12 protein-coding genes are annotated in these 15,914 nt (G+C 66.8%); 8 read left to right on the plus strand and 4 right to left on the minus strand.

What is annotated here, in order from left to right; all coding sequences use genetic code 11:
• Nucleotides 1-9 precede the first annotated feature (9 nt).
• Both IFT58_RS13680 and IFT58_RS13685 read left to right on the plus strand, forming a co-directional pair.
• Nucleotides 10-2,481: a serine/threonine-protein kinase gene (locus IFT58_RS13680; RefSeq protein ID WP_192095509.1), complete on the plus strand. Its 2,472-nt coding sequence runs from the start codon at nucleotides 10-12 to the stop codon at nucleotides 2,479-2,481.
• 49 nt (nucleotides 2,482-2,530) lie between these two features.
• On the plus strand, nucleotides 2,531-4,132 hold the full coding sequence (locus tag IFT58_RS13685) for a glucan biosynthesis protein D (protein ID WP_188325596.1): 1,602 nt from the start codon (nucleotides 2,531-2,533) through the stop codon (nucleotides 4,130-4,132).
• A gap of 133 nt (nucleotides 4,133-4,265) precedes the next feature.
• Here IFT58_RS13685 and IFT58_RS13690 read toward each other — a convergent pair whose 3' ends face one another.
• Nucleotides 4,266-4,868: a thymidine kinase gene (locus IFT58_RS13690; protein WP_188325597.1), complete on the minus strand. Its 603-nt coding sequence runs from the start codon at nucleotides 4,866-4,868 to the stop codon at nucleotides 4,266-4,268.
• A 94-nt stretch (nucleotides 4,869-4,962) separates the two neighbouring features.
• On the opposite strand from IFT58_RS13690, the gene IFT58_RS13695 reads away from it, so the two are divergent.
• Nucleotides 4,963-6,939, plus strand: coding sequence for a UvrD-helicase domain-containing protein (locus IFT58_RS13695; protein ID WP_188325598.1), 1,977 nt, complete (start codon nucleotides 4,963-4,965; stop codon nucleotides 6,937-6,939).
• A gap of 40 nt (nucleotides 6,940-6,979) precedes the next feature.
• On the plus strand, nucleotides 6,980-7,501 hold the full coding sequence (locus IFT58_RS13700) for a GNAT family N-acetyltransferase (RefSeq protein WP_192095511.1): 522 nt from the start codon (nucleotides 6,980-6,982) through the stop codon (nucleotides 7,499-7,501).
• Nucleotides 7,502-7,735: 234 nt separating this feature from the next.
• Here IFT58_RS13700 and IFT58_RS13705 read toward each other — a convergent pair whose 3' ends face one another.
• Nucleotides 7,736-8,386: a DUF480 domain-containing protein gene (locus IFT58_RS13705; RefSeq protein ID WP_192081982.1), complete on the minus strand. Its 651-nt coding sequence runs from the start codon at nucleotides 8,384-8,386 to the stop codon at nucleotides 7,736-7,738.
• Between the two features lie 100 nt (nucleotides 8,387-8,486).
• Between IFT58_RS13705 and IFT58_RS13710 the strand changes: the two genes are divergently transcribed.
• Together IFT58_RS13710 and pyrF are read left to right on the plus strand one after the other, a co-directional pair.
• Nucleotides 8,487-9,401: a 5'-nucleotidase, lipoprotein e(P4) family gene (locus IFT58_RS13710; protein ID WP_188325602.1), complete on the plus strand. Its 915-nt coding sequence runs from the start codon at nucleotides 8,487-8,489 to the stop codon at nucleotides 9,399-9,401.
• The gene (gene pyrF, locus IFT58_RS13715; protein ID WP_192095513.1) at nucleotides 9,398-10,120 is read left to right on the plus strand and encodes an orotidine-5'-phosphate decarboxylase; all 723 of its coding nucleotides are present in this window, start codon (nucleotides 9,398-9,400) and stop codon (nucleotides 10,118-10,120) included. The genes IFT58_RS13710 and pyrF overlap by 4 nt, the downstream gene beginning before the upstream one ends.
• A gap of 38 nt (nucleotides 10,121-10,158) precedes the next feature.
• On the opposite strand, the gene IFT58_RS13720 is transcribed toward pyrF, so the two are convergent.
• Together IFT58_RS13720 and IFT58_RS13725 are read right to left on the minus strand one after the other, a co-directional pair.
• A complete protein-coding gene (locus IFT58_RS13720; RefSeq protein WP_192095516.1) occupies nucleotides 10,159-10,965 on the minus strand; it encodes a serine protease in 807 nt (268 codons plus the stop codon).
• Between the two features lie 33 nt (nucleotides 10,966-10,998).
• A complete protein-coding gene (locus IFT58_RS13725) occupies nucleotides 10,999-11,799 on the minus strand; it encodes a serine protease (RefSeq protein WP_192095518.1) in 801 nt (266 codons plus the stop codon).
• A 506-nt stretch (nucleotides 11,800-12,305) separates the two neighbouring features.
• Here IFT58_RS13725 and IFT58_RS13730 point away from each other — a divergent pair.
• A complete protein-coding gene (locus tag IFT58_RS13730) occupies nucleotides 12,306-13,247 on the plus strand; it encodes a hypothetical protein (RefSeq protein ID WP_249405706.1) in 942 nt (313 codons plus the stop codon).
• Complete coding sequence (plsB, locus tag IFT58_RS13735) at nucleotides 13,247-15,877, plus strand: glycerol-3-phosphate 1-O-acyltransferase PlsB (RefSeq protein WP_192081987.1); 2,631 nt, start codon at nucleotides 13,247-13,249, stop codon at nucleotides 15,875-15,877. The genes IFT58_RS13730 and plsB overlap by 1 nt, the downstream gene beginning before the upstream one ends.
• The last annotated feature ends 37 nt before the right edge of the window (nucleotides 15,878-15,914 follow it).

Below are 15,914 nucleotides of genomic sequence, written 5' to 3' on the forward strand. Positions count from 1 at the left end.
AACGACGCGATGGATGCCAAGCGCTGGCGTGAACTCTCGTCCTGGCTGGACCAGCTGCTGGACATGGAGGCACCTGCACGGATACAGCGCCTGGGGCAGATCGCCGAGCGCGACGAGGGGCTGGCCGCGGAGCTGCAGCAGCTGCTGTCGCGTGAGCAGGAAAGCGAGCAGTTCATGGCCCAACCGGTATTCGCCGCACCGGCCTGCGCGCGCGCAGGCACGCGGATAGGCCCGTACCGGTTGCTGCACCTGCTTGGTGAAGGCGGCATGGGCGAGGTCTGGTTGGCTGAACGCTGTGATGGGATGTACGAGCGCAAGGTGGCCTTGAAACTGCTGCGCAGCGGCCTCGCCGATCCCGGGCTGCATGCACGCTTCGCCCGCGAACGGCAGATCCTCGCCCGCCTGCAGCATCCCAACTTGGCCCAGCTGCACAACGCCGGCATCGACCTGGACGGGCGCCCTTACATCGCGCTGGACTACGTGCAGGGCGAACCGGTCACGGACTATTGCGCACGTATGCAGCCGCTGCTGCTGGAGCGGCTGCGGCTGATGTTGCAGGTCTGCTCGGTGGTGGCGCACGCGCACGCCAACCTGGTCGTGCACCGCGACCTGAAACCCTCCAACATCCTGGTCGCGGCCGACGGCTCGGTGAAGCTGCTGGACTTCGGCATTGCCCAACTGCTGGACCGCGACGACGAGGGCGCAGGGCCAGGACCCGGCGAGCCACGCGCCTTTACCCTGCATTACGCCGCTCCGGAACAGGTGCGCGGTGAGCCGGTCAACACCCTCACCGACATCTATTCGTTGGGCGTGGTCATCTACGAGGTGGTCACCGGGCACAAGCCGTATCGCCTGCGCCGCCAAACCGACAGTGAGTGGGAGCGCTCCATTCTGGAGGTGCAGCCGATGCCGGCATCGCGACGCCTGCAGTTGGCCGACGCAGGGGCAGCGCGTCCGTCATTGGCGGCCTTGCGCATGGCCCGGCAGGTGCGCGGCGATCTCGATCTGCTGCTGGACAAGGCGATGGCCAAGGACCCGCAGGCCCGCTATGGGTCGGTCGATGCACTGGCCGAGGACCTGCGCCGTTTCATTGATGGCAAGCCGCTGCGAGCGCGCGCCTCGACAAGGCGCTACCGCCTGCAGAAGTACCTGCAGCGCCACCGCTGGGGCGTGATCGGGGCCGGTTCGGCCTTGCTGATGGTGCTCACCGTGTCCGCCGTGGCGCTCTGGCAGGCGCAGCAGGCGCGGGTTGAAATGGCGCGCGCGCAGGCCATGCAGGATTTCAGCGTCGGCCTGTTCGACCGCGCGGCGGCCAGCGGTCACGGACGCTTCGACGTTCGCCAGTTGCTGCAGATGGGCCGACAGCGCGCCCAGCTTGAACTGCGTGACCAGCCGGTGGCGCTGGCCGAGCTGTACGGCGTGATCGGACGCCTGCGCATCGGCCTGGGGGATTATCAGGCTGCCCTGCAGATACTGGACGAGCAACGTGCCCTGTTGCAGGCACAGGCCGTGGTGCCGCCGGTGCTGCAGCTGGATGCCGTGACCCAGCGTGCACGCGCGCTGCGCATGTTGGGCCGCGACCGTGAGTGCGTCGCCCATCTGCAAGCGATGCGGCCACTGGCGGACGAACAGCAGGGCCTGTTGCCTGCCGCAGCGGCCGCGTTTACAAGCCAGCTCGGCCGTTGCCAGGCGCAGCTCGGCGATGTTCACGGTGCGCGCCAGGCGTTCGGCAGGGCGCTGTCGCTGTACCAGCACGGCGATGGCCACGGCAACTCGCGCGGTGTCGCCGAGTCGTTGGCGGACCTCGCCGCGCTGGATGAAGAAGCAGGTGACGCAGCGCATGCCCTGGTGGCTTACCAGCAGGCCCTGCGGCTGATGGCAGCGGCGGCTCCCGGGGCTCCGGAGACCATCGTCCTGCGTCGCCAGCTGGGGCAAGCCCTGGCGCGCGCCGGACGGCCTGCGGAGGCCGCCGCTGCGCTGGAACTCGCCTGGCAAGCCGCGGTGCAGGCCTTCGGCCCTGATCATCCGGAGACCCTGTCGGTTCGCCGCGCGCGCGCCCTGCTGGCGATGCGGCAGGGGCGCGCGGCCTGGGCCGGCCAGGAGCTGCGCGAGGTACAGGTGAAACTGCAGCGCGCGCTGGGACCGGATCATCGCGAAACCGGATTGGCCGAGCACGCGCTCGGCGAGCTGTATCGAAGCACGGGTGATGTGCAGCAGTCGCTCGTGCACTATCGCGCTGCGGTACGTATCTGGCGCCAGCCCGACCATGTCGCCCTGCTGGCGCAGGGATTACTGGACCTGGGGCAGGCCGCTTACGAGGCCGGAGAGCTTGGCGCGGCCAAGGGGGCATGGCGCGAGGCCCGACAACTGCTGATCGCCCAGCGCGGCATTCCGTCCGAGGCCGTACGCCGATTGGATACCCGGATGGCTGCCGTGACGTGGCCAGCTGAACACCAACCGCGTCCGACTGCTACCAATTAACGAATCTGTTGGAATAATGCGCGATCCCTCCAAGCTCCGGCTGCCTCGAATGCAACGACGCGATTTCCTCCGCAATGCTTCCCTGGCCTTGGCCGCCTTCGGTCTGCCAGCACTGAACGTGGGCGCCGCAGGGACCCGGCAGGTCGGCCTGCGCCGGCTGGGTGAGGCGCATCCGTTCGACTTCGCCAGCCTGAAGGGTCAGGCGCGTGCCCTGGCCAATGCCCCCTACCAGACACACAAGCGCACGTTGCCCGGACCGGTTGAAGCCCTGGACTGGGACCAGTACCAGTCGATCCGCTACCGCCAGGACCATGCGCTGTGGGGCAACGAGCCGGGCCGCTTCCAGGCCAAGTTCTTCCATCTGGGCCTGTACTTCCACTCGCCGGTGCGGATGTTCGACGTGGTCGATGGCAAGGCACAGGAGCTGGCTTACGACGGCGCGGCGTTCGATTACGGCAAGAGTGGGATCAAGGCCGGACAGCTGCCGGCGGACCTCGGCTTTGCCGGATTCCGCCTCAACACGCGCAAGGACACCGACCGTGACTTCGCCGCGTTCCTCGGCGCCAGCTATTTCCGGGCCGTTGGCAAGGAAGGGCAGTACGGGCAGTCCGCGCGTGGCTTGGCGATCGATACCGGTACTGGTGGCCCGGAGGAATTCCCGGACTTCATCGCGTATTACCTCGAGCGCCCGGCAGACGATTCGGACACTATCGTGGTGTACGCACTGCTGGATTCGCCCAGCGTCGCCGGTGCCTACCGTTTCGCGATCACCAACGGCGATGTGCTGTTGATGGATATCGACAGCGCGCTGTACCCGCGCAAGGCCATTGAACGGCTGGGCATCGGCCCGTGCACCAGCATGTTCCAGGTCGGCGAGAACGACCGCCGCATGGCGTGGGACTGGCGTCCGGAAATCCATGACACCGACGGGCTGTCGATGTGGAGCGGCAGTGGCGAGTGGATCTGGCGGCCGCTGGTCAACCCGCGCGAGCTGCGTTTCAACATGTTCGTAGACCGTAACCCGCGTGGTTTCGGGTTGCTGCAGCGAGACCGCAATTTCGACCATTACCAGGATGACGGCGTGTTCTACGAGAAGCGTCCCTGCCTGTGGGTGGAGCCCAAGGGCGAGTGGGGCGAAGGCTCGGTGCAGCTGGTGGAGATCCCCACCGTGGACGAAACCTTCGACAACATCGTTGCCTTCTGGAACCCCAAGGCCAAGCCCCAGGCCGGGCAGGAGCTGCTGGTCGGGTACCGCCTGTACTGGGGCGCCGAGCCGCCGGCACGCCCGCCGCTGGCACACACCGTGGCCACGCGCACCGGGCTGGGCGGCATCATCGGCAAGAAGCGCGACTATTTCTCATGGCGGTTTGCCGTGGATTTCGCCGGCGGCGAGCTGGCCAGTCTGATCGACAAAGGCGAGGTGGAAGCGGTGGTGCAGACCAGCCGCGGAAAGGTCGAGATCGTCTCTGCGCGCCCCCTGCGCGAGATCGACGGCTATCGTGCGATGTTCGACCTGGTGCCGGGTGATGACAGTACCGCGCAGATCGACATCCGGCTGTTCCTGCGCAGCGGCGGCAAGACGCTGACCGAAACCTGGCTGTACCAGTACAGCCCGCCACCGGCCGGTGCATCCGAACGCACCTTGTACTGAGCCCGGTAAACGGGGAACCGGTAGCGCCGAGCCATGCTCGGCGAGCGCGAAGCGCGGCGTGTCTCTGTGATCTCACGATGTCGGACGGAATCCGCCGAGCATGGCTCGGCGCTACCGCGCTACCGGCGCCGCCTCACAGCAGATCGATCTTGCCTTCGCCGCGGGTGATCTTCTTGAACTCTGCGCGGCTGACCGACACGTAGCGGTCATTGCCGCCGATCTCCACCTGCGGGCCGTCATGCAGGGCATGGCCGTTCTCGTCTACGCGCACGGTCATCGTCGCCTTCTTGCCGCTATGGCAGATGGTCTTGATCTCCTGCATCTCATCGGCCCAGGCCAGCAGGTACTGGCTGCCCTCGAACAGCTCGCCGCGGAAGTCCGTGCGCAGGCCGTAGCAGAGGACCGGAATGCGCAGCTGGTCCACCACCTCGCTCAGCTGCCAGACCTGGGCGCGGGTGAGGAACTGCGCCTCGTCCACCAGCACGCAGCCCAGCTTTCCGTGTGCATCCAGATCGGCCTGGATCACCTGCTGCAGGTCGCTGTCGCGCTCGAAGGCCATGCCGTCGGCCTTCAGCCCGATGCGCGAGGCGACCACGCCACTACCGGCCCGGTCATCCAGGCGCGGGGTAAGGATGGCCACCCGCATACCGCGCTCACGGTAGTTGTGCGCGCTCTGCAGCAGCGTGGTGGTCTTGCCGGCGTTCATCGCCGAATAATAGAAATAGAGCTTGGCCATGGGCAGATTCTATCTGTTCAGGTGGTCGCTCCGCCCCTGTCCGCCAGCGTGGGCCCACCGCAGCCCAAGCTCTGGCCGCTACAATCAGCACCACATGCACGGTCTCAATCCCCCCCAAAGCGCTGCGGTGCTGCATATCGAAGGCCCCTTGCTGGTGCTGGCCGGCGCCGGCAGTGGCAAGACGCGTGTGATCGTGGAAAAGATCGCCCACCTGATCGGCTGCGGACGCTATCCCGCACGCCGGATCGCGGCCATCACCTTCACCAACAAGTCCGCCAAGGAAATGCGCGAGCGCGTGGGCAAGCGCCTGCGCGACCAGGATGCGGAGGACGTCACCATCTGCACCTTCCACGCACTGGGGTTGAAGTTCCTGCAGATCGAGCACGCGGCGGTGGGGTTGAAGCGCGGCTTCTCGATCTTCGATGCCGATGACAGCAATGCGCAGGTGAAAGACCTGATGTACGGCGCAAAGCCGGATGACATCGACGACGTGAAGAACCTGATCTCGCGAGCCAAGAATGCCGGGATGTCGCCGGAACAGGCGATGCGCGAGGCGCGTAGCAACCGCGAAAAAGAAGCAGCGAGCGTGTACGAGCGCTACCAGTTGCGGCTGACCGCCTTCAACGCGGTCGACTTCGACGATCTGATCCGGCTGCCGGTGCAGGTGCTGGAGGAGAACCCGGACATCGCGGTGGCCTGGCGCGAGCGCATCGGCTACCTGCTGGTCGATGAGTGCCAGGACACCAACGACGCGCAGTACCGGCTGTTGAAGCAGTTGGCTGGCGAGAAGGGCAACTTCACCTGCGTGGGCGACGATGACCAGTCCATCTACGCTTGGCGGGGCGCCAATCCGGAGAACCTGCAGCAGATGGGGCGCGACTATCCCGCCCTGCAGATCATCAAGCTGGAGCAGAACTACCGCTGCTCCAACCGGGTGCTGCGTGCGGCCAATGCGCTGATCGCCAACAACCCGCACGAGCACCTGAAGAAGCTGTGGAGCGACCAGGCCGACGGTGAGCGCATCCGCGTGTGGGAATGCCGCAACAGCGAGCACGAAGCCGAGAAAGTCGCCGCGGAGATCGCCTACATCGCGCAGGCGCGGCAGGTGCCGTGGAGCGATTTCTGCATCCTGTTCCGCGGCAATTTCCAGTCACGCCCGCTGGAAAAGGCGATGCAGCTGGCGCGGGTGCCTTACCACCTGTCCGGCGGCACGGTGTTCCTGGAACGTCAGGAAGTCAAAGACACGCTGGCGTGGCTGCGGCTGCTGGTCAATCCGGACGACGATACGGCCTTCATGCGCGCGGTGCAGGCACCCAAGCGCGATGTCGGCGCGGGCACGTTGGCCAAGCTGGCCGAGCTGGCCTCTGAAAAGGACATGCCGATGGCGCAGGCGGCCGAGGCGCTCGGCGCGCTGCAGCAGCTGGCACCGCGCGCGGCCAACAGCCTGTCCCGGTTCACCGACATCCTGCGCGATCTGCGTGCGCAGACCCGTGAGATTTCCTCCGGCGACATGATCCGCAAGGTGGCCAAGGAGTCCGGGCTGCTGAGCGAGCTGCGCCAGCAGGCGAAGGAAGAGGCCACCTACCAGCGTCGTGCCAACAACATCGAGGAACTCGCGCAGTGGTTCGAGGGCGGCCCGCGCGGCGCGACCGCCGCCGACCTGGCCGGACAGCTGGCGCTGCTGTCGCGCAACGACAAGGACGACGGCGGCAACCAGGTCAGGATGATGACCCTGCACGCGTCCAAGGGGCTGGAATTCCCCTACGTTTTCATCGTTGGCTGCGAGGACGGCGTGCTGCCGCACCAGGTCAGCCTGGACGAGGGCACGCTGCAGGAAGAGCGGCGTCTGCTGTACGTGGGCATCACCCGCGCCAAGGTGCAGCTGTGGATGAGTCACAGCAAGCTGACGCGCAAGTTCGGCGAGCATGTACGGCTGAAGCCGAGCCGTTTCTTCGCCGAACTGCCGGCCGAAGAACTGCAGCGCGATGGGGCCGATCCGGTCGCCGACGCGGCACGCAAGAAAGAGCGTGCATCGGCCGGGCTGGCGGCCATCCAGGCCTTGTTTGATTGAGTCAGTGGTGGCCACAATCGGCCATCCTCCCGTTCGTGGAATGTCCGTGCAGATCGAGACCGAACGCCTCCGCCTGCGGCTGATCAGCCCCGCGCTGGATGCAGCGAACACGCTGGCCCTGCTCAACGATCCCGGCTTCCTGCGTTTCATCGGTGATCGCGACGTGCGCACCGAGGAGCAGGCGCGTGACTACATCGCCACGCGCGTGCTGGCCAGCTACGCGCTGCATGGGTTCGGCATGTACGCGGTGGAGCGGAGTGCCGATGGCGCTTGGCTGGGCAATGCCGGGCTGGTGCGCCGCGATGGCTTGCCGGGGCCGGACATCGGCTATGCACTGCTGCAGGAGTACGTGGGCCAAGGCTACGCGGGCGAGGCGGCGCGCGCGGTGTTCAGCCATGCGCGCGGCGCGCTGGGCCTGCAGGACCTGTATGGCATCACCGACCCGGACAACCTGGCCTCGGCAGCGATCCTGCGCGGGCTGGGCATGCAGCAGCGCGGCCTGCTGCAGCTGCCCGGCAGCGAGGAGTGGGTGACCTGCTTCGCCACGCCGGGCGCACGCTGATGGTTGGCGGAGTGTTGGGTGCCGGGTGCCGGGTGCCGTGCCGATGCCGCGGCGTGCGCGGTGCCGTGCCCGTGATGCGTGCGGTGCCGATGCCCGTGACGCGAGCGGTGTCGTGGTAGCGCCGAGCCATGCTCGGCGGAGTGTCTGGCGCAGCCGACTGAAGTCGGCTCTACCGCATCGCGTCACCGTAGTGCATCACCGCATCGCGTCACCGCATCGCGTCACCGCATCGCATCACCGCAGTGCGTCCAGCTGCGCCTGCAGGTCGGCCACGGTCGCCTCCAGCTGCGCCACGCGCTCTGCCAACCCCGGATCCTGGCTGGCCGCCGATGCGGCACCAGAGGCTGCGAAGCGCGCCGACAATGCCGCACCGTCCACGTCGCCGCACAGCAGGTGCATGTAACGATCTTCGCGCTGGCCAGCGGCACGCGGCAGCACCACGATCAGCTCGCGCTGTTGCAGGCGCTCGATCGCATGGCGTGCCTCGTCGCTGTCGCCGAACCGGTGCAGGCGTTCGGCACGGGTCACCAGTTCGCCAAGGGTCTGTGGGCCACGCAGCAGCAACAGGGCCAACAGCACCGTCTGCTGCCGGGTCAGGTCCAGGGCGGTCTGGAGACGGTGTTCGTAGCGGTCGGCGCGGGAAGAGAAGTGCTGGCGGGCCAGGCCCATCGTCTCCAGCGCCCGCAACGCATGCTGCACGTTGCCCGCATCCAGGTTCATCAGCGGGTCGCGCGCGGTCTTCTGGTTGGCCGCCGACTGCGCCGCATTGACGGTCAAGGGGTAGGTGTCCGGCGTGGTCGCCTCCTTTTCCACCAGGCTGCCCAGCAGGCGCGCCTGTGCAGCATCCAACAGCGGGCGGGCGGGGGTGTCGAGGACGTCGGTCATGGAAGGCTCCGTACTGGTCAGGCGGACAGCCACCAAGCATAGCCCCTGCCTTTGACATCTTTGCCGTTAAAATGGGCCGGTTCTGTACATGGTGAAGCCAATGCCTCGTCGTATCGCCCCTCTCTCCCTGTCCTTGCTCGCCCTGGCGACGTTGGGCCTGTCCGCCTGCAAGCGCGTCGACGCGCCGGCTGCTGATGCGGCACCCGTAGCGGTGGCGCCTGCGTCGCCGAGCATGGACAGCAGTGCCAACGACAACCTGAACGCGGTGCTGTGGGTGCAGCGGTCGGAAGAGTACAAGGCCGCTGCCGAACAGACCTACCGGGCCGCCGCCGATCGGTTGGATGCGGCGTTGAAGGAGGCGCACTGGGACGCACTGGTGCCGGAAGAGCGCGGTAACGAGGCCAAGGGGCTCAAGCCGGCGGTGGTGCTGGACCTGGACGAGACCGTGCTGGACAACTCACCGTACCAGGCGCGGCTGGTTCGCGATGGCAAGGAATACGATGAGATGACGTGGGACCAGTGGGTGGCCGAAAAGAAGGCCAAGCCGGTCCCGGGCGTGGTCGACTTCGCCAAGGCCGCGACAGAAAAAGGCGTCACCTTGGTCTACATCTCCAATCGCGCCGTCCATCTGAAGGACGCCACCTTGGCCAACCTGCGTGCCGTCGGCCTGCCGGTGGCAGATGACAGCGTGTTCCTGGGCCTGGGCACCGTGGTGCCAGGCTGCGAGCAGGCCGGCAGCGAGAAGAACTGCCGTCGCCGCCTGGCAGGCCAGCAGTACCGCGTGCTGATGCAGTTCGGCGACCAGCTCGGCGATTTCGTTGAGGTCACCGCCAACACCCCGCAAGGCCGTGCCGCGCTGCTCGAGCAGTACCACGACTGGTTCGGTGAGCGCTGGTGGATGCTGCCCAACCCCACGTACGGCGGCTGGGAGCCGGCGCAGTTCAACAACGATTACAGCCAGCCACGCCAGGCGCGCCATGACGCCAAGCGCGCCGCATTGGACTACGCCCCATGAGCCGCGGCCCGCTGCCCTTACGCGATGACGAACGCCTGATTTTCGCGCTGGACGTACCAGACCGCGTGCAGGCGCTGGAGTGGGTTGACCGCTTGGGCGACAGCGTGGGGTTCTACAAGATCGGCATGGAACTGCTGGCGTCGGGCGAGTACTTCCAGGTGCTGGATGAATTGGCCCGCCGCGACAAGCGGGTCTTCGTTGATCTGAAGTTCTTCGATATTCCTGCCACCGCTGCGGCGGTGATCAAGCGGCTTTCGCAGTGGCCGGTGAGCTATTGCACCATCCATGGCTGGCATCCGGTGATGATGGAGGCCTGTGCCGCGGTTGCAGGGGGCGACATGCGACTGCTGGCGGTCACCGTGCTGACCTCGATGGGGCGGGAAGACCTGGCGCAGATGGGCATCGACCGCGAGCCGGTGGACGTGGTCGTTGAACGCGCGCTGGCCGCCCAGGCCGCGGGCATCGATGGCGTCATTGCGTCGGGCCAGGAAGCCGCGCCGATTCGCGCGGCGACCGGTGCCGGGTTCTCCATCGTCTGCCCTGGCATCCGTCCCGGCGGCCCGGCAGGCGATGACCAGAAGCGCACCGTCGGGGTGTCCGAGGCCTTCCGCGACGGCGCCGATGCGATCGTTGTGGGGCGACCGATCCGGCTGGCAGCGGATCCGCAGGCGGCTGCACGCGGCATCCAGCAGGAAATCCACACGGCGCTGCGTCGCTGACCGCTGCGGGACGCCCGGTGCGTCCCGCGATCAACGGATCAACGGCCATCCCAGGTGTGGGCAATGAATGCATTCGTCGACGCGCCCGCCAGTCGCGTGAAGATGCCGGGCCGCCCGGGCTCGCCACAGCGAAGATTTCCCCGGCTGGTGACCGCCAATTGGTACCAGCCATCGCCCGGCGCAGGGACCAGCAATGGGCCCCCGGAGTCTCCATAGCAGGTGTCCCTGTAGCGCCCTCCGGCGCAGAGGTCTGCCTGCACGTCCACCTTGGCCGCTTCGCCCCACAGCCGCCTGCATTCGGCTATCGCGACAAGCGGCGTTTCCACGTGCTGTAGCGGATCCACGGTCGTGAAGTCGTCACCCGTCTGTTTGACGACTCCCCATCCGATCAGGGTGACAGGGCGCTGGTCCTGCTCGAAGGCAGTGCCATCCAGGCCCAACAGCTGGACCGGTTGGATTCCGCTGACAGGTTGCTCCAGGCGCAGCAGGGCAACGTCTGGGCCGCCCTCCCTGTAGTCCGGGTGGGAATGAATTTCCGCGATGCGATGCACCACGCCTTCGTCGTGGCCCAGATTTGTCTGGCCGACACGGACGACTGCCTGATCGACCGTTACGCCCATGCAATGCGCTGCAGTCAGCACCCACGAGGGCGAGATCAGGGTGCCGCCACACCAGTGCTGCTGGCGTGGCGTGTCACCGACGGCGGGGACCTGGATGCTGACCATGAAGGGATAGACGCCGGTGGGCGCGTCTTCGCCGCCGATGATGCGAGGCGCGGCCGCCGCCGCTTCTGAGAAAAGCGCAGTGAGGCACAGGGCCGTTACCACGAGCGGGGTACGAAGCATGAGGGGATCCTCCTGTAGCGAAAAGGGAAGCAGTCAATCACCCGTCCACACCGAGTGGATGAAGGTATCGATGTCAGCGGAGGCCAGCCGTGCATAGACGCCGGGGGAATCGCCGCGCGCACAGCCGATACCCCAGCTCACCACACCCAACTGGGACCAGCTGCCGTCGGCGGCCTTCACGAACAACGGGCCGCCAGAGTCGCCCTGGCACGCGTCCTTGCCCGCGCGGCTGGCGCACATTTCCCTGTCCCCATGGACCGTAGCGCGCCCTTCATACAGCGCCTGGCAGGCGCGGGTATCGATGAAGGGCACCTCGACGTGCTGCATGCGCGAAGGCGAGCTCCCGCTCGAAGACAGCCGACCCCAGCCGGCAACCGTCAGCAGCCGCCCTGGGACTTCGTAGCCGGTGCCCTCGCCACGCGGCAGACGCACTGGCGTGATGCCCTGAACGGGCTTTTTCAGCTTCAGCAGCGCAACGTCGTTCGTACGGCCTGCGTATGCCGGATGGATGTGGATGGCGGCCACCGGATGATTGGTTCCTGTGCCGGCCTCCAGGTCGGTTTCCCCGGTGCGGATGAACAAGCGGGAGGCGGATGCGCCCCACACACAATGGGCGGCGGTCAGCGCCCACGAGGCCGAGATCAGGGAGGCACCGCAGATGTGGCCATAGCGGGGGTCGTCTGTTCCGGCGACCTGCAGGCTGGCCAGGAACGGGTATTCTCCATCGGCGACGTCTTCGCCCCCCACGATCGCGGGCTTTGCCAGTTCGGGGGAAGCCGCCAGGGCGGGGCCGGCAAGCAGGCTGACCAGGAGGCAGGCAGGGATAAGGCGCATGAGAACACTCCCGTTACGACGGCGGTACGCCGACGCCGCCATTCCGCCGTAAAGAGCCCAGCCAAAGTGGGGGCGGGGTCACTTTGTTCGTGCTTGCAGCCACATCCCTACACGTCGAAGCGGCAGATGCATCCCGGCGTGCAACGCGTAACCGCGCGACGCATCCACGACGCAATCAGCTGCAATCAGCGTGGGAAAGGGCGGGATTGCTGTGCCACCGCACAGGTGGCCGGCGACCGGAAACCCACTCCAGTTGATGGTCGAACGGCGACGGTGAGGCGGTACGCGCAGCCCGCGATCCGGTTGCCAGCCCATGCCGGGTCGCCCCCCATGACCCGCCTCCCCCGCATGCCGCCGCCAGTGCGGGACCCCGTCTGCCCGGCACGCTTTGTGATCCAATGGTTTTTCACGACGAGGACGGCGCCGTTCGCGCCTGTCTTGCTGCCGCCATGCATGACCGGTCAAGATGCAGGCCGGTCTGGGGAGTCCGAACAAACATGTCGATCATGAAACGGCGTACACAGCGCCAGGCGTGGGCTTGCGGAGCCGTGCTGCTGCTCATGTTGGCCGCCTGCGGGCGCGACGCGGTGGATCCGGCAAAGCCGCCCGCCGAACCGGTTGCCGCCGTGCAGGCGATGGCCCGCGCCGTGGCCGCCAACGATCTGTTGGCCTATGCGCGGCTGTCCGTGCCGCCGGCCCAGTACCGCCGCCTGCAGGACGCTTGGGCCCACGGGCACAGCCGCTGGCCACTGACCGAGCTGCCGTTGCATGACCAGTTGCTGCCGATGTTGCAGGCGTTGTCGGCGCCGGACGGCAGCCAGCAGCTGCAGCGCAGCTTCGAGCGGCAACTGGCCGGTCAGACCACCGCAGTACGCCAGGCAGCGCAGTCGATGGGCCTGTTCGGCGTGCAGTACCTTCGCCACGAAAACACGATCACGGCCAGCCAGCGCAGCCATTACATACAGGTGGTGGAAACCCTGGCGGGCTGGGCCGCAGATGCCCCGATCAGCGATCGCGCGCGTGCACGGGCCGCCATCACGGCCTTGACCGGCGCGGCGCGCGCCACCGGCATAAGCGATGACAGCCACCTGCAGCAGCACGGCATGGAAGGCAGTCTGCAGAAACTCGGCCCCTTCATCGGCGTCTTGAAAGCGGTGATGGCGAGCTATGGACTGGACGTGGACGAATCGCTGCGGGAACTGACGGGCGAAGTGCTGTCCCAGCAGGGCGACAATGCCCTGGTGCGGTTGCAGTACCCGCTGGCCGGACAGACCGTCAACCTGCAGATCCCGCTCACCCGCCGCGAAGGCCACTGGTATCTCACCCGCACCTTGGCCGATACCGATGCCCTGCTGCGCAACGCCGACGCGGCGCAGGCTGAATCCGATGCCGCCATCGCGCCAGCCGATGAGACCGGGGCAGATGCAATGCCTCCGGCTAAGCCATAATGGCGCCGATGTCGAAACAGAATCCCCTGCCGTTCCCCGGCGAACAACCCGAGCCGACCGCCGCCGACGCGACGCCGGTATCCCCGACGACCGACGGTTCGCTGCCGCCGCCCGCCCCTGCGCGCGTCGCAGGCGGACGCCGGCCGTGGTGGGCGCGACTGCTGGGTCGGCTGGTCGAGCCATGGCTGTCGCTGGATATCGAGCCCGAAGATCCCGGCCAGTACAACGACGGTCGGCCGGTGATCTACGTGCTGGAAGACTACGGGCTGTCCAATGCGCTGATCCTGGACAAGGCCTGCCGCCAGGCGGGGCTGCCTTCGCCGTTGGTGCCGCTGCCCGGTGACCCCACCGGCCGCCGCCGTGCCTACGTGGCGCTGTCGCGACGCAGTTCCAGCAATTCGCTCATCCCCGAGCAACGCGGCGCCAAGACCCATTCCGATTCACTGGCCAAGGTGCTGCAGGCGCATCGCGTGCGCGACGAGTTGGACGTGCACCTGGTGCCGGTATCGATCTTCGTCGGCCGCGCACCGGACAAGCAGAGCGGCTGGTTCGCCGTGCTGTTCTCGGAGAACTGGGCACTGGTCGGCCGGTTCCGCCGCCTGCTCGCCGTGCTGTTGAACGGTCGCAGCACGATCGTGCGCTTCGCCCCGCCGATTTCGCTGCGCTCCACCATCGATGAAGGGCTGGACCCGGAACGCACGGTGCGCAAGCTGCAGCGCGTGCTGCGTACCCATTTCCGGCGGATCCGCGAGTCGGTGATCGGGCCCGACCTGTCGACCCGTCGCCTGCTGGTGGACCAGGTGCTGCAGGCCGAGCCGGTGCGCGAAGCCATCGCGTCCCAGGCACGCCGCGACAACAGCAAACCGGCTGACGCGTGGAAGAAGGCGCATGCCTATGCCTGGGAGATCGCGGCCGATTATTCCAGCCCTGCGGTGCGCTCGGCCAGCTTCATGCTCAGCCATGTGTGGAACCGGATCTATGCCGGTGTGCTGGTGCATCACCTGGATAAGTTCAAGGCCGCCGCGCCGGGCCATGAAGTGGTCTACGTGCCCAGCCATCGCAGCCACATGGACTATCTGCTGCTGTCCTACCTGTTGTACGACCGCGGCATCGTGCCGCCGCACATCGTGGCGGGCATCAATCTCAACCTGCCGGTCGTCGGCACCCTGCTGCGCAAGGGCGGTGCGTTCTTCATACGGCGCTCGATCCGGGGCAATGCGCTGTACTCGGCGGTGTTGAGTGAGTACGTTGCCCAGCTGGTCGCCGGTGGTTACTCCATCGAGTACTTCGTGGAAGGCGGGCGCTCACGCACCGGCCGCCTGCTGCAGCCGAAGGGCGGCATGATCTCGATGACGCTGAAGGCGTTCCTGCGTCAGCCGCGCAAACCGGTGCTGTTCCAGCCGATCTACATCGGCTACGAAAAGCTGATGGAGGGCGGCAGCTATCTGGATGAGCTGACAGGGCGGCCGAAAGAGAAAGAGTCGATCTGGTCGCTGCTGTGGGGCATCCCAAAGGTGCTCAAGCAGAACTACGGCCAAGTGGTGGTGAACTTCGGCGAACCGATTGCGTTGAACGACGTACTGGCCGAGAAGGCACCCGACTGGGATGGCAGCGCCGTGGCCGAGGATGAAAAGCCGGCGTGGTTGGCGAGCACGGTCGATACGCTGGCCGAACGCATCCAGGTGCGCATCAATGGCGCCGCCGACGTCAATCCGATCAACCTGCTGGCGCTGGCTCTGCTGTCCACGCCCAAGCACGCGATGGGCGAGGCCGACCTGATCGCGCAGATCCAGCTGTGCAAGACCCTGTTGGAAGAAATGCCGTACTCCGACCGGGTGACGGTGACCCCGCATTCGCCTGCGCGGATCATCGCCCACGCCGAGGAGATCAACGTCCTCACCCGCGTGCGCCATCCGCTGGGGGACGTGCTCAGTGTCAGCGGCGATACCGCTGTGCTGCTCAGCTACTTCCGCAACAACGTGCTGCACCTGTTCACGGCGTCGTCGTGGGTGGCGTGCTGCTTCCAGAACAACCGCCGCATGGGCCGCGCGGGTCTGGTGCGGCTGGGGCGCACGGTCTATCCGTTCCTGCAGGCCGAGCTGTTCCTGCCGTGGACGGAAGACGAGTTCGGCCAGCGCATCGAGCAGACCATCGATCTGTTCATCCGCGAAGGGCTGCTGCAGCAGGTGGGCGAAGACGAAGGCGGCGTGCTGGCGCGTAACACCGGGCAGACCGACGAAGTGTTCCGCCTGCGCGCCATCGGCCATTCGCTGCAGCAGGCCTTCGAGCGCTATTACATCGCCATTTCCGTGCTGGTCAAGAACGGTCCGGGCACGCTCGGTGCCGCTGAGCTGGAGAGTCTGTGCCAGCAGGCGGCGCAACGCTTGAGCCTGTTGTACGCACCGGCCGCGCCGGAGTTTTTCGACAAGACCTTGTTCCGTGGATTCATCCAGAAGCTGCGCGAGCTGCGTCTGGTATGGCCGGATGAAAACAGCAAGCTGTTGTTCGATGAGCGGCTGGACGGCTGGGCCAAGGATGCCAAGTTCATCCTCGGCCGCGAGTTGCGCCACACCATCGAGCGGGTCAGTCCGGAAGCCGCCAAGCCCGAAGAAGCCGCGCCGCAGGATTGAGCGCACGGAATGCGTGCGCTGGGCCTCGCGTGTCGCT

The sequence above is a fragment of the Stenotrophomonas sp. CFBP 13718 genome, from assembly GCF_014842145.1.
Classification (GTDB): domain Bacteria; phylum Pseudomonadota; class Gammaproteobacteria; order Xanthomonadales; family Xanthomonadaceae; genus Stenotrophomonas.